Raw genomic sequence first — 13,198 nt, forward strand, 5'->3', positions numbered from 1 at the left:
GACTAGGCACGTCCAGCCCCTCCCGATTACCCCCGAAAGGGGGTGTATCGCACCCATTCAGGCCAGGAGGGGGCCGAGTTGGCGGGCGTGTTCACACACCAGTCCGACCGCAGCTGGACGTCCCGCCCACCGCGGGCGGCCACTGCCACGCAGGATGACGCCGGGCATGCCCGGTGTCCGCTTCCGCACGCCGGGCATGCCCGGTACTACCAGGATTCCTTCCTGGTCCAGGACTCCGGGGCGGGTTCCTCGCCCTGGAATTCATCCGGCGCCTCCGCCTCCTGCTCTTCGAAGAGGCTGTTGAGGTACTCGCCGACCTCGGTCGCGACCTTCGCACCGCAACCGACCTCGATGGCGACCAGGCCCTGCTGCAGCGCGTCGAAGGACGCCTCCTCGCTGAGCCGGGTCAGTTCCGCGGCGAGCCCTTCGGGACCGAGCGCGAGCGCCTGGTCGGTCAGCTCCAGCTCGACCAGCATGCCCTGCAGGTCCACCTCCAGCGAGATGCCCTCGCCCTCCGCGGTGCCACGAATCCGGTCCATGCTGGCGGCGAGGTCCATCGGCCGTTCCGGAATCCCCTCGGCGATGGCGATCAGGTCGTCGATGGTCCGTTCGTCGGCGTCCATCACGCCCTCCCCGCTTCCGTCGCGTCGTCTTCGTCGCTCAGCGGGTCCAGGCCCAGCACGGCCAGTTCCGCGTCGCTGAGCTCGCCGACCTCCTCGGCCATGGCCTGCCGGGCCGCCTGGTTGGCGACGCGGGCCGCCTGGCGCACCACGTCCTTGATGGTGGCGGCCAGCCGCTCGGCGCCGAGCTGGAGCGCCTCCGGTTCCAGTTCCACCGACCGCAGGGCGCCGCCGGGAGCCACCGCGATCGTCACGCCGTCGCGCTGCGCGCGTCCGATGATCGTCACTTCGGGTGCACCCCTCCGTAGAACTTGTCGGCGTCCTTGGGCAGCGTGTAGGTGCGGCGCGCGACCTGGTCGCCAGAGTTGCCCTCGATCGTGGTGATCTTGTTGCCCTCGACCTTCTCGATGATGCCGATGTGCTTGCTGGTGGCGGGGCTGTCCGGTCCGCTGCCGAACAGCAGTGCATCACCGGGGCGGGCCTGCTTGGCCAGCGCATCGGCGTCGTAGGCGGTGCCGTGCTTCTCGCCCCACTTGTAGACGTCGCCGCTGAAGCCGTACTTGGGGATGTCCACCCCGGCGTCCTGCCACATCGAGGTGGCGAAGTAGGAGCACCACGGCTGTCCGGTCGGCCCCCACTTGTTCCGGTTGTTGGCGCCCTCGTGGTAGCCGAGGTGCTTGCGCGCGTTCTCCAGGATCTTCTCGGCCTTGGCCGAGCCCTTGCGCTCGTCCTTGCCCTTCTGGCCGCCCTCGCCCTTGCCGGTGTCCTTGCCGGGCTGCTTGGCCTCGGATCTGGGGTCGGCGACCCCGTCGGAGTCGACGTCCCGCTGCAGCGCGCGGAGCTTGCGCGCGGCCTCGACCATCTCGTCACGGGCGTCCTTGAGCTCGCCACCGGACTGCTTGATGTAGCTGCCGGCGAGGTCGGCGACCTGGGCAACCGCGCGCATCAGCCCGGCCGGAGCGGTGATCCCGGCCGCGGCCAGCCCGGACTGCAGCAGCTTCGTCGCCGTGGTGATGAACTCCTCGACGATGTTGCCGACGGTGTTGTGCCGGCCCTCCAACGCCTGGTAGACCTCGGCGACGATCTTGGCGCCCTTGGTGCTGGCCTGCGCGGTGAGTTCGAGATCCCTGTCGAACCTGTCGGTGCGCTTCTGGAAACCGGCGGTGGCGTTGCTCTCCCACCTGCTCAGCAGGGTTTGGGCAGCCTTGCGGTGCGCGTCGCGCTGCTCCTCGATCGCCTTGGCGGCCGACTCCAGCGCGGTCTGCGCGTTCTGCGCCTCACCGGCCTTGCCCTCGAGCTTGGTCCGGTGCGCGATCAGCTCGCCGGCGAACCGCGTGGCGATTCCTGAGACATCCACTGTGGACTCCCTCGTCCGTCAGCCCAGAGCGGCCTTGAGTTCGCGAACCGCCGCCTGGTCGGCCTCTTCGTAGGTCCTCGCCGCCTCGCTGGCGGCCTTGCCCAGGTTGCGCGCGTTCGTCCCGGTGGCGGTGACCTGCTTCTTCAGGCTGTCGCTGAAGTCACCGAGCGCGTCGGTGAACCCGGTCTCCTTGCCGACCCGGCCGAAGGTGTCCTCGGCGATGCCGCGCACGGCATGGACGGTCTTCTTGCCGACCGCCTCCAGGCCGTCGGCGACGCCGTCGGCCTGCTTGGCGTAGGTGCGCAGGTACTCGGTCTGGACGGTGAAACCGTCGCCGCCGGGCTTGCCGGGGCGCTGGCCGCCCCCGGAGCCCTTGCCGTTGCCCTTGCCCTTGCCGACGTGCCTGACGGCCTTGCGCGCGTCGTCGAGGTGCTTCTTGTAGGCCCCGTTCTCGTACGTCGACCAGTGCCGGAACGACCGGTCGCCGTCGTCCTTCCAGATCTGGTAGGCGGCCTTGGCGTTCTCGTCTGGATCGAACAGGTCCTTGTTCGAGTCAAGGCCGTACTGCCGGCGCCGGGCCGGGCCCAGGTCGCCGAGCATGTTGATCTGCCAGAGGCCGTAGGAGTTGTCCAGGCCCTCGTGGTTGTGAGCACGGGTGTTCCCTCCGGACTCCGCAAGAGCCACGGCCACCGCGGTGGTCAGGGCCTCGCCCCGGAAGCCTGCGTCGTAGGCGTGCTGGGCGATCTGCTCCGCTGAAAGCTTGCTCACGCGATCAGTATTACCGCCAAGGTCCGCACCATGACCCCGTTTTTCACGATTTGCGCACGGAAACGGGTGCGCGCTCGGCGCGGTGGGGTCACTCCTCGCGGGCGAGCGTGCTCCAGCGCAGCTTCTCCTGCTCGCGCTTGGGCAGCCCGGCGACCACCAGGTCGTAGGAGTCCTCGATCATGTCCCGGACCAGCTGCTCGGGCACCGAGCCGTCCAGGACGACGGTGTTCCAGTGCCGCTTGTTGAGGTGGTAGCCGGGAGTGATGGCGGGGTACGCGCCGCGCAGCTGGACGGCCAGCTCGGGCTCGCACTTCAGGCTGACCCGCAGCGGCGTGGCGCCCAACCGGCTGATCGCGAAGATCTTCCCGCTGACCTTGAACACGCTGTTGCTGTCGTCGAACGGGAACTCCTCCCGCGCCCCGGCGAACCCCAGGCAGGCGGCCTTCAACTCCTCAGGCGTCACCCCACCACCCTATGCCCCCAACACGGCGTCAGTACCCACCTGCCGCCGCGGGTGCTCAACGCAGGCACAATCACCTTTCCCCACCCGGCGTGGGCGGCATTCCTGAGCGATGCCCGCAACGGTCGCACCGACACCACCAACGGGGTCGCCACCATCACCAGAATCGGCACGGACACGCTCGTCACCTCGTTAGCCACCGAGGTTGTACTGCGCTTCAACCAGGGCGAGTGGTCGGCCTTCCTCGCGGGAGCCGCAGACGGCGAGTTCGACTTCGCCGGTCAGCTGGCCGCCTGATCATGACCAGGGGGAGCAGCGCAACCTCGACCACCTGCTGCCGCTGCGCGGCTCCCACGGCGACCACCTCCACGTGTCGTCCGGTGATGAACCCGGTTGGCATCCACGGTGCTGCCCGTTGCCCGAGCTTGTCACTCTTGGCAGGGTCGGTGCAGGACGGACCGGGACGTGGTGGAGCGGGCGATGGACGCTGATGTGATCGTGGTGGGTGCCGGGCTGGCGGGTCTGGTGGCGACGGCGGAGCTGGCCGACGCCGGTCGTCGGGTGCTGCTGCTGGACCAGGAGCCGGAGACCGGCCTGGGCGGCCAGGCGTTCTGGTCGTTCGGCGGGTTGTTCCTCGTCGACTCCCCCGAGCAGCGCCGGATGCGCATCGAGGACTCCCCCGAGCTGGCATGGCAGGACTGGCTGGGCAGCGCTGGTTTCGACCGCGATGTCAACGATCCGCGCGGCGCCGACCACTGGGGCCACCGGTGGGCGCGGTCCTACGTGGACTTCGCGTGCGGCGAGAAGCGCGCCTGGTTGCACTCGCTCGGGGTGCGCTGGTTTCCGCTGGTGGGCTGGGCGGAGCGCGGTGGTTTCCTCGCCGACGGCCCGGGCAACTCGGTGCCGCGCTTCCACATCACCTGGGGCACCGGACCAGGGCTGCTCGCGCCGTTCGTGCGGCGGGTGCGGGAGGCGGTCGCCCGCGGGCGGGTCGAGCTGCGGTTCCGCCACCGCGTGGACGAGCTGACCTCGACCGGTGGTGTCGTCGACGGGGTGCGCGGCGCGATCCTGGAACCCAGCAGCGCGGCCCGCGGCACGCCCAGTTCGCGCACCGCGGTCGGCGATTTCGACCTGCGCGCCCAGGCCGTGCTGGTCACCTCCGGCGGGCTCGGCGCCAACCACGAGCTGGTCCGCGCCAACTGGCCCGCCCGCCTCGGCGACCCGCCGCGGCGGATGCTGTCCGGGGTGCCCGAGCACGTCGACGGGCGGATGCTCGGGATCACCGAGAAGGCCGGTGGCCGGGTGGTCAACCGCGACCGAATGTGGCACTACACCGAGGGTGTCGAGAACTGGGACCCGATCTGGCCGCGGCACGGCATCCGCATCCTGCCTGGTCCGTCGTCGCTGTGGCTCGACGCGCGCGGCAGACGGCTGCCGGCGCCGAACTTCCCCGGTTTCGACACGCTCAACGCGCTGCGGACCATCACCGCCACCGGCTACGACCACTCCTGGTTCGTACTCAACCGAAAGATCGTCGAGAAGGAGTTCGCGCTCTCCGGCTCCGAGCAGAACCCGGACCTGACCGGCAAAAACGTCCGGCTCACGCTCAGCCGGGTGCGCCCGGGGGCGCCGGGACCGGTGGCGGCGTTCGTGCGCAACGGCGCCGACTTCGTGGTCGCGCGAACCCTGCCGGAACTCGTCGCGGGCATGAACGAACTGACCGGGGAGCCGCTGGTCGACCTCGCCGAGGTGGAGCGGCAGATCGTCGCCCGCGACCGGCAGCTTGCCAACCCGTTCACCAAGGACCTGCAGATCATGGCGATCCGCAACGCGCGCCGGTCGCTGCCGGACCGGGTGCGCACCGCCGCGCCGCACCGGCTGCTGGATCCCGCCGCGGGCCCACTGATCGCGGTGCGGTTGCACATCCTGACGCGCAAGACACTCGGCGGGTTGCAGACCGACCTGTCCTGCCGGGTACTGGACGCCGACGGCCAGCCGGTGCCCGGGCTGCACGCCGCCGGTGAGGTCGCCGGGTTCGGCGGCGGTGGGATGCACGGGTACCGCGCGCTGGAGGGGACGTTCCTCGGCGGCTGCCTGTTCTCCGGTCGGCAGGCCGGTCGCGCGCTGGCCCGGGGCACCGCCTGACCCGCGTCGCGGAATCCCGGCGCCTTCCGGGCACGACACCGCGTCGCCGCCTGCGTCTGGACCACACCCGTCGTGGACACCTGCCCCGCACTGGGGGTATATATGGGGTTACAGAGCAGAGGAGGCGGCGTGCCGAAGATCAACGTGTACCTGCCTGACGAGTTGGCCGAGGCGGTCCGGACCGCCGGAGTGCCGGTGTCGGCGATCTGCCAGCGTGCCCTGGAACAGTCGGCGAAGCGGGTGATGGCACTGCGCGCGGCCGCGCTCGGCGATCTCGACGAGGCGGACCCGACCGAACGGTTGTCGCAGTTCACCGATCGCGCCCGGGCGGCAGTCCGGCTGGGCATCGAGCAGGCGCGCAACGACGGTGCCGCGCAGGTTGGCACCGAGCACCTGCTACGCGGGATGCTCGCCGAAGGCACCAACCTGGCATTGCGCGTGCTGCATGCCATGGAGATCGATCCGGCCCGGCTGGACACACCCCGGCAGGCCGAAGCGACCGACGCACCCGCCGCGCACTTCAGCGGTCCGGCGGCGAACGCCCTGGAACTCGCCGTGATCGAGGCAGTGGCGCTCGGGCACAACTACGTCGGCTGCGAACACCTGCTGCTGGGTCTGATCGCCGAACCCGACGGCGCCGGTGGTCACGCCCTGCGCGGCGCCGGGGCGGAGCTGCGCGCGACGCGCGGTGCCGTGGTCGCGGCGTTGGCCGGCTACGTGCACCTGCGGGCGCAGGCGGCCGGTGAGTCGGCGACAACGGTGGCAGCAGCACTCCGCCAGGAACTGCAACCGCTCCTCGACCGGATCGCGCGGTTGGAGGAGCACGTCGGCCTCGGTGGTTGACCCGTCGTGGCCGTCCTGAAATCCCTGCTGGTCTCGTTGCTGGTCGCCGTCGTGCCGGCGACCGGGTTGGGGGGTGCTGTGCAGAACCGCTTGTTGTTCCTGGCGACCGGGGACACCATCGCCTACCAGCCGCGGCGTTCGGCGGTCGCATCCGGCGCCGACCTGCTGGCCGCGTCCGGTTCGGCGCTGCCGGTGCACGTTGAGGACGTCCTGGCTGAGCCGAGCTGGGACACCACCCCGGCGACCATGCTGCGGTTGGCCCGCCGGGTCCGTACGGCGCTGGTGGACGACGGCTTCGACGGCGTGGTGGTCACCCACGGCCTCGACACGCTCGAGGACACCGCGTTCCTCACCGATCTTCTGGTGGGCCCGGCCGCCGCGCTCGGCGCCGTCGTCTTCACCGGAGCTGGCCGCACTCTCGACGCCCCGGACAGCGACGGCCCCGGCAACCTCGCCGCGGCGTTGACCGCCGCTGCCGCCCCGGCGCTGCGCGGCGCGGGTGCCGTGGTGTGCTGTGACGGCGAACTGCACGCCGCCCGCTGGGCGACCCTTGCGGACGCCGGTCGTGCGGCATTCTCCTCGGCGCCGCAACCGGTTCTGGGCCGCGTCACCGGGGACGAGGTGCTCGTGTCGGCCGCACCTCCTGCCCGCCCGCCGCGGGTTTCCGGCGAGCCCGAGTCGGACGTCGCGCTGATCAGGGTGTTTCCGGGGATGCCCGCCGCGCTGCTGAACACCGCGGTGGACGCCGGTGCCCGCGGGGTGGTGCTGGAGGGCACCGGCGCGGGAAACGTGCCCGTGGACCTGCTCACCACGATCAGCGACCTGACCGACTGGGACATCCCGGTGGTGATCGCCGGTCGCACCCGGACCGCACCGGGCGAAGCCCCGATCGGCGCGGCGCTGGCGCTCGACGTGGGCGCGATCAGCGCGCGTGGGCTGACGGCCACGCATGCGCGCAGCGCGCTGATGGTCGCGCTGGCCGACGGCGGGGTCGAAGCCGCCCGCAAGTGGTTCGACTCGCTGTGACGGAGCGGGGCCTCTTCGGGCGTTCAGGGATGCGCCCTACCACGGTCATCGCCCCCCTCAGCGGAGCGCCTCAGGCCCGCACCACCATCACCGGGCACGGCGCGCTGTGCAGCAGGGCTCGGCTGGTGGAGCCGAGGAGCATGCCGGTGAGGCCGCCGCGACCGCGGCTGCCCACCACAATGAGCTGGCCCAGGGCACCGTGCTCGACCAGGAACCGCACCGGCCGGTCCCGCACGACCACGCGCTGCACCGCCACGTCGGGATACTTCTCCTGCCAGCCCGCCAGCCGCTCGGCGAGCACCAGGTCCTCGGCCTGCTTGATCGACTCCCAGTCCCGCACATCCGGCGACAGCCACTCGTCGCTGACGACGTCGCTCCACACGTGCACCGCGACCAGCGGGACCCGCCGGATCGCGGCCTCCGCGTAGGCCGTCGCCAGGGCCTGTTCGCCGACCGGGGAGCCGTCGACGCCGACGATGACCGGGCGGCCCCGCAGGGCCTCGACGGGTTCGGTGCCGCCGGGCACGACGACCGCCGGGCAGCTGGCCCGCATCGCCACCTGCTCCGCGGTGGAGCCCAACGCCAGCCGCACGCCGGTGTACTCGCCGAGCCCGCGGGTGCCGACCACCACCCGCCACGCGCGCTCGGACTCGTCGAGCAGGACCTGGGCCGGCTTGCCGTGGCGCAGCTCCTGCTCGACCTCGACGCCCTCGGCCGCGTCGCGGGCCGCGTTGGCCGCCTGCAGCAGCCAGCGCTGCCGTTCGGCCTGGACGATCTCCAGGCCGCGTCCTGGTGGCAGTTCCGCGGACGCGGTGCCGCCGAACGGCACAGCGCACACCAGCCGCAGTGGAACGCGGTGTGCGGCGGCGTCCGCCGCGGCCCACCGCACAGCCTCCAACGCGGTCTCCGAGCCGTCGACGCCGACCACATCGCTCCTGCGCATCCGATCACCACCACGAGAAGCCCCGTGGGCCGACCGTACGACCGCACCCGCCGATCCGCGCGGTCAGGCGTCGAGGATCTCCACCTCCAGCTGGGCGAGCGCGTCCGGGTCGGCGAAGACCTCGATCGCGGTGATCCGGCCGTCGACGATGGTGAAGTCGAAGACGGACCGCGGCCTGCCGTCCGGTGCCCACGCCGCTCCGATCGCACCGTCGACGAGCGCGGGGCGGGCGCCCTGCGCGCGGCCCTTGAAGGTGTTGGCGACGGCCGACGCGCCGCGCAACAGCTTCGACAGCGGTGGTGCGGCGTGCGACGGGTCCGCTTGCGCCGCCCGCACCGCCACATCGTCGGCGCGCAGCACGACGTCGGGCGCGAGCACCGACAGCAGCGCCTCGAAGTCGCCGCCGCGGGCCGCGGCGAGGAACGCGTCGACGACCTCGCGGCGGCGGGCCGGATCGGCATCGGGTGCGGCGTCCGCGCGTTGCACCCGGCGGCGGGCCCGGCTGGCCAGCTGCCGAGCGGCCGCCGGGGTTCGGCTGACGACCGGCGCGATCTCGTCGAACGGCACCGCGAACATGTCGTGCAACACGAACGCGATGCGTTCGGCCGGGTCGAGGGTGTCGAGCACGACGAGCATGGCGACGCCGACGGACTGGGCCAGCACCGCCTCGTCCTCGGGGGCGGCGCCGTCGTCGGCGGTCGACTCGGGCAGGTGTGCGCCCACGAGCTCCTCGCGCCGCGACCGGCGCGAGCGCAGCATGTCCAGGCACACCCGGCCGACGACGGTGGTCAGCCAGCCGCCCAGGTTCGCTACGTCGCTGGTGTCCGAGCGGCTCAGCCGCAGCCACGCCTCCTGCACCGCGTCCTCGGCTTCGCTCGTCGAGCCGAGCATGCGGTAGGCCACCGCGCGCAGGTGTCCGCGGTGCTCCTCGAACCGCTGCGCCAGCCAGTCATGTCCGTCCATCAGGTCCTCCGTTCGTCACCAGCATTGACGAACCCGGCCGCGCCCGCGTGACCGAACTGGATTCGCGGTCGCTGTCGCGGACCGCGGGCATGCCGTCCGGCGGCAGTGCCTGCATGAGGCACGTACTCCAGCGCGAACAGAGTGGGTCGGGCGAACTCCCTGCGCAGCACATGACATCGTCCACTTCGGACAAGGCACGCCGGTGGGTGACGGAGGTCCTGTCAGTGGTGGTACTTGTGCACCACCGCGTGGCCCTTGCCGCGGCGGATCAGGACGCGGTTGACCGGCACGGTCACCACGAACGCCACAGCCAGGGAGAACGCGAGCGCACCCCAGAACAACTGGCTGGTCAGCCCGGCGTCCATGGCCCCGGGTACCAGCACCATGACGAGGTTGTCGACGATCTCCATCACCGCGATCGACACCGTGTCGGCGGCGAGGGCGATGCCGAGGGCGGCAGCGAGGCCGACGCCCGCGCGCAGCACGGGCAGGATCGTCAGGCTGTAGCCGAACACGAAGGCCAGGACCACGGCCAGGACGATCGTGACCGCGTTCGACAGGCCGAGTGCCGTGCCGATGACCATGCCCAGGATCTCGCCGATGGCGCAGCCCGTGAGGCAGTGCGCCGTGGCCCTGATCGCGGTACGCGTGAGCGCGCGCCCGCTGGTCATGTGGTGGCTGTGGGGCACGTGTTCGGTCACCGGGTACCCCCTCGGTCGGCTGCCGGTGGCGAGCGCCACCGCCGCGCCCTTTATACCCTAGGGGGTAAACCATGCAAGGCGTCAGTCGAGCTGAGCGGTGCCCTCTCCGGTCAACTCGGCCAGCACGACGTCACCCAGCCTGCCGTCCCGCACCGGGCGCAGCAGGCCGTCGTGGGCGAGCCGGTGGGCCGTCTGCTGGTCGCAGAACGCCACCCCGTCGATGTAGAGATCGGGTTCGCTGCTGCAGGTGATCTCCACCCGCCCCGCCGCGACAGCGCGCAGCGCCGCGCGTTCCCGGTGATTGAGCTCCAACGATGTGGGAGACACCGTCCCCACCTCCCCAGTGCGGACCAGCCGCAGACCGCCATCCTCGCAGCGGCGCACCCGGATCGGCAGGGCGAAAAGTCCCGGTCCGTGCACGACCCGGGGATCCGCACCCGAGCTCCGCAGGCAGGCCGTTCCGGTGACGTGGCCGGACACCAGATGGACTCCGCGCGGGGAGCTGATCGCCACCGCTGCGTCACCCGGTGCCCGTATGCTCCGGAACTCGTGAGCACCTCGCGCCGCGCTGTTGCCGCTGTTGTCCTCGCCGTGCTGGCGTCACTGCTGCCCGGCAGCGCGCACGCCGACCCCGGTCACCGGTTCTCGGCGCTCACCTTCAACATCCACGCCGGGATCGGCGTCGACGGGCAGCTCGACCTGGCGCGGACCGCGGCCGCCATCACCGCCTCCGGCGCGGACGTGGTCGGGTTACAGGAGGTCGACGTGCACTGGTCGGCGCGCAGCCGGTACGCCGACCAGGTCGCCGAGCTCGCCCGCCGGACCGGGATGCACACCTTCTTCGCGCCCATCTACGACCTCGACCCGGAACCGGGGCGCATCGAGCGCCGCCGCTACGGCGTCGCCGTGCTGAGCCGGTTCCCCATGATCCGCACCGAGAACCACCTGCTCACCCGACTGTCCACTGTGGAGGAGAATCCGGTTCCGCGGCCGATGCCGGGGTTCGCCGAGGCGGTCGTGGCGGTGCCCGGCGGCCCGGTGCACGTCTACGTGACCCACCTCGACTACCGCCCCGACCCGGCCGTGCGACGCATCCAGGTCGCCGAGACGATCGACGTCCTGGACCAGGACCGCGCGGGCGCCCGGCAGCTGCTGCTCGGCGACTTCAACGCCGAGCCCGACGCCCCGGAGCTGGCCCGCGTCCGCGACGGTTGGTCCGCCGCCAACGGGCCGCAGGGCGGCCATACCTACCCGGCGCCCGAACCCGTCAAGCGCATCGACTACGTAACGTGCTCGGACGCCCTCCGCCCCACCCGCGCGGCCGTGCTCGACTCCCCGGCATCCGACCACCTGCCCGTGCTGGTGGTGGTCACCACTCAACCCGCGTAGCGGTCCTCCCCGAAGTCAGGCCGAAGCCAACCGCCACCCCGACCCGCATAACAAGACGCCCCGCTCGTTCCGGACGGAGCGTCAGGGTTTGACGCCATCACACACGGATTCCGAGCCACGCCGTGAAGTGTGCGATACTGCCAGACTCCCGCCGCTCAGCAAGAGCGATCGCACGCGCTGTCTCATGCACCTGCGGGTGATAGCGTGTCAGCTGGGGAGCAACTCGGCGGGCCCGGTTCAGCGCGGCAAGCGCCTTGGAGTGCTCACCGGAGAGCACCCACGCCCGAGCGACATCCTGCCAGTGGTGGCCCACACGGGTAGCGGTTACGTCAGATGGAATTCGCAACGACGAGCCATTCCGCGCAGCGCGACCCGGATCACCCAACTCCAGCGAGACCGCAACATCGTGTATTTCGACGTTGCCAGGACCGAAACTGGTGTCGTAAGCATGCGATTCGCGACCAATAAGCGCACCAGATTCGCGGGCCTCCTTGATGTGTTCACAGGCCCGATCAGCTTTGCCGTGACGGGCACTTATGATCGCCCCGCGAAGGTGTGCCGCCCCGCTGAGTGCGACGACGCCTTCTGAATCAGTCTTGCTACCGAGCAGGTCCAGGGAGTGCTCCACCAGCCCAGGCGCTGGCGTTTCTGGCCGCCTGCGGGAAGTTCCCGGGCCGCAAGCTCTCGCCGTCGCCGACCGTGGACACCGGCTGGCACCAGTTCCTGCTCTACACCCGTGAGTACCGCGCGTTCTGCGATCAGGTCGCGGGCCACTTCATCCACCACGTCCCCGAGGACGAACCCGGCGCGCCCACGCACGCCAAGACCCCGGTAATGGTGCGTGACACCACGGTCGAGGCAATCCAGCAGGCCGGGTACGTGGTGGACCCCGATCTGTGGACGGTCGAGGACTACGCTCCGAGCTGCGGCAGCTGCCACGAGGACGGCATCTGCACCGCCAGCGGCGTTGACGGCAACGAGAACACCGAGACCCGTACCGGCTGATTCGCTCGGGGGCCAACATGATCACCTGGCAGGAGCTACCGCAGCAGGTTCGCGCCGCTGTGCAGGGGAATGTTGGCCCCATCGCCTCCGCCACACCGGTCACCGGGGGGCCAGAACAACGACTTCGCCGCCATACTCCACCGGGACCAGGACTCGACCGAGCACCCACGCACCCTCTTCTGCAAGGGCGTCAAGGGCGTCAGCCTACGCATGCGGTGGCTGCGCAACGAGATCACCGCCGGGAAACTCGCCGCCGGCATCGCTCCTGACGTCGTGTTCGCCGCTGATGTCGGTGACTGGCTGGTCGTGGGATTCGAGCACGTCTGCGGACGCCCGGCCGACCTCACCCCCGGTTCGGTGGACCTGCCGCTGGTGGCCACCACCGTCGACAAGATCGCTGCCCTACCCGCAACCGGTCTACGCCCCCTGCGGAACCGATGGTCCGGCGGGAACTGGTGGGCGAAGACCGCCGCCGAATACCCGGACCAGGGCTCGATATCGAGACCCTGACCCGCTGGGCTGATCGCTGCCCGCGTCGACGGTGACCGTCTGGTGCACACCGACCTCCACGTCGATCAATTCCTGATCAGCAACGACCACTGTGTGCGCGTGATCGACTGGGGCTGGCCGTCAGCGGGAGCCGCATGGGTGGACACCGCCCTGTTGGTGATCCGCCTGATCCTCGCCGGACACACCCCAGCCGAAGCCGAAGCATGGGCACACACCGTCCCATCTTTCTCCACCACCTCCCGTGATCACCTCGCCGCGCTCACCTCCTACGTGGCCGGACTGTGGACCTACCGAGCCGCCAGCGGCCAGATCCCTCACTCCCACCGACGCGCCCGCATCGCTCGCGACTACGCCGCGCACTGCGTCACCAACGCCAGCCGCCACCACATACACGTCTGACGCTTCCGAACCCCACGGCCGGCGCGAGACCCGGCGTTCGGAGTAGCAACGTGCGGCAACCGCCACCGA

General features: G+C 70.9%; 18 protein-coding genes. 8 read left to right on the forward strand and 10 right to left on the reverse strand.

Annotation, left to right across the window (positions count from 1 at the left end):
- Positions 1 to 206: 206 nt before the first annotated feature.
- From IEY17_RS10925 to IEY17_RS10945, 5 genes are all read right to left on the reverse strand, one after another.
- Complete coding sequence (locus IEY17_RS10925; RefSeq protein WP_188987223.1) at positions 207 to 623, reverse strand: hypothetical protein; 417 nt, start codon at positions 621 to 623, stop codon at positions 207 to 209.
- The gene (locus IEY17_RS10930) at positions 623 to 907 is read right to left on the reverse strand and encodes a YbaB/EbfC family nucleoid-associated protein (protein WP_188987224.1); all 285 of its coding nucleotides are present in this window, start codon (positions 905 to 907) and stop codon (positions 623 to 625) included. The genes IEY17_RS10925 and IEY17_RS10930 overlap by 1 nt, the downstream gene beginning before the upstream one ends.
- Complete coding sequence (locus IEY17_RS10935) at positions 904 to 1,977, reverse strand: CHAP domain-containing protein (RefSeq protein ID WP_188987225.1); 1,074 nt, start codon at positions 1,975 to 1,977, stop codon at positions 904 to 906. Before IEY17_RS10935 ends, IEY17_RS10930 begins: the two co-directional genes overlap by 4 nt.
- A gap of 18 nt (positions 1,978 to 1,995) precedes the next feature.
- Complete coding sequence (locus IEY17_RS10940; protein ID WP_188987226.1) at positions 1,996 to 2,745, reverse strand: type VII secretion target; 750 nt, start codon at positions 2,743 to 2,745, stop codon at positions 1,996 to 1,998.
- Between the two features lie 88 nt (positions 2,746 to 2,833).
- Positions 2,834 to 3,208 carry an MmcQ/YjbR family DNA-binding protein gene (locus tag IEY17_RS10945; protein WP_188987227.1) on the reverse strand — a complete coding sequence of 125 codons (375 nt, stop codon included), beginning with the start codon at positions 3,206 to 3,208 and terminating at the stop codon, positions 2,834 to 2,836.
- Between the two features lie 51 nt (positions 3,209 to 3,259).
- Between IEY17_RS10945 and IEY17_RS10950 the strand changes: the two genes are divergently transcribed.
- The 4 genes from IEY17_RS10950 (at position 3,260) to IEY17_RS10965 (ending at position 7,219) form a co-directional block, all read left to right on the forward strand.
- Positions 3,260 to 3,502 (forward strand): hypothetical protein, encoded by a 243-nt coding sequence (locus IEY17_RS10950; RefSeq protein ID WP_188987228.1) that lies wholly within the window; start codon positions 3,260 to 3,262, stop codon positions 3,500 to 3,502.
- Positions 3,503 to 3,685: 183 nt separating this feature from the next.
- A complete protein-coding gene (locus IEY17_RS10955; protein ID WP_188987229.1) occupies positions 3,686 to 5,350 on the forward strand; it encodes an FAD-binding dehydrogenase in 1,665 nt (554 codons plus the stop codon).
- 129 nt (positions 5,351 to 5,479) lie between these two features.
- Positions 5,480 to 6,193, forward strand: coding sequence for a Clp protease N-terminal domain-containing protein (locus IEY17_RS10960; RefSeq protein ID WP_188987230.1), 714 nt, complete (start codon positions 5,480 to 5,482; stop codon positions 6,191 to 6,193).
- 6 nt (positions 6,194 to 6,199) lie between these two features.
- Complete coding sequence (locus tag IEY17_RS10965) at positions 6,200 to 7,219, forward strand: asparaginase (protein ID WP_229680029.1); 1,020 nt, start codon at positions 6,200 to 6,202, stop codon at positions 7,217 to 7,219.
- 70 nt (positions 7,220 to 7,289) lie between these two features.
- On the opposite strand, the gene IEY17_RS10970 is transcribed toward IEY17_RS10965, so the two are convergent.
- From IEY17_RS10970 to IEY17_RS10985, 4 genes are all read right to left on the reverse strand, one after another.
- The gene (locus IEY17_RS10970; protein ID WP_188987231.1) at positions 7,290 to 8,162 is read right to left on the reverse strand and encodes a universal stress protein; all 873 of its coding nucleotides are present in this window, start codon (positions 8,160 to 8,162) and stop codon (positions 7,290 to 7,292) included.
- Between the two features lie 63 nt (positions 8,163 to 8,225).
- Positions 8,226 to 9,125, reverse strand: coding sequence for a sigma-70 family RNA polymerase sigma factor (locus IEY17_RS10975; RefSeq protein ID WP_188987232.1), 900 nt, complete (start codon positions 9,123 to 9,125; stop codon positions 8,226 to 8,228).
- 221 nt (positions 9,126 to 9,346) lie between these two features.
- Positions 9,347 to 9,796: a DUF4396 domain-containing protein gene (locus tag IEY17_RS10980; RefSeq protein WP_188987336.1), complete on the reverse strand. Its 450-nt coding sequence runs from the start codon at positions 9,794 to 9,796 to the stop codon at positions 9,347 to 9,349.
- 111 nt (positions 9,797 to 9,907) lie between these two features.
- Entirely contained in the window at positions 9,908 to 10,153 is a 246-nt protein-coding gene (locus IEY17_RS10985; RefSeq protein ID WP_188987233.1) for a hypothetical protein, read from the reverse strand.
- Between the two features lie 222 nt (positions 10,154 to 10,375).
- Here IEY17_RS10985 and IEY17_RS10990 point away from each other — a divergent pair, with 222 nt between their 5' ends.
- On the forward strand, positions 10,376 to 11,215 hold the full coding sequence (locus tag IEY17_RS10990) for an endonuclease/exonuclease/phosphatase family protein (RefSeq protein ID WP_373289867.1): 840 nt from the start codon (positions 10,376 to 10,378) through the stop codon (positions 11,213 to 11,215).
- A 97-nt stretch (positions 11,216 to 11,312) separates the two neighbouring features.
- Here IEY17_RS10990 and IEY17_RS10995 read toward each other — a convergent pair whose 3' ends face one another.
- The gene (locus IEY17_RS10995; protein ID WP_229680030.1) at positions 11,313 to 11,843 is read right to left on the reverse strand and encodes a hypothetical protein; all 531 of its coding nucleotides are present in this window, start codon (positions 11,841 to 11,843) and stop codon (positions 11,313 to 11,315) included.
- 71 nt (positions 11,844 to 11,914) lie between these two features.
- Here IEY17_RS10995 and IEY17_RS11000 point away from each other — a divergent pair, with 71 nt between their 5' ends.
- From IEY17_RS11000 to IEY17_RS25340, 3 genes are all read left to right on the forward strand, one after another.
- Positions 11,915 to 12,220: a glycine-rich domain-containing protein gene (locus IEY17_RS11000; RefSeq protein WP_188987235.1), complete on the forward strand. Its 306-nt coding sequence runs from the start codon at positions 11,915 to 11,917 to the stop codon at positions 12,218 to 12,220.
- 69 nt (positions 12,221 to 12,289) lie between these two features.
- Positions 12,290 to 12,730 carry a hypothetical protein gene (locus IEY17_RS25335; RefSeq protein ID WP_229680031.1) on the forward strand — a complete coding sequence of 147 codons (441 nt, stop codon included), beginning with the start codon at positions 12,290 to 12,292 and terminating at the stop codon, positions 12,728 to 12,730.
- Positions 12,731 to 12,772: 42 nt separating this feature from the next.
- Positions 12,773 to 13,129: a hypothetical protein gene (locus tag IEY17_RS25340; protein ID WP_229680032.1), complete on the forward strand. Its 357-nt coding sequence runs from the start codon at positions 12,773 to 12,775 to the stop codon at positions 13,127 to 13,129.
- Positions 13,130 to 13,198: the final 69 nt, after the last annotated feature.

The organism is Saccharopolyspora thermophila (genome assembly GCF_014646075.1).
GTDB lineage: Bacteria > Actinomycetota > Actinomycetes > Mycobacteriales > Pseudonocardiaceae > Saccharopolyspora > Saccharopolyspora thermophila.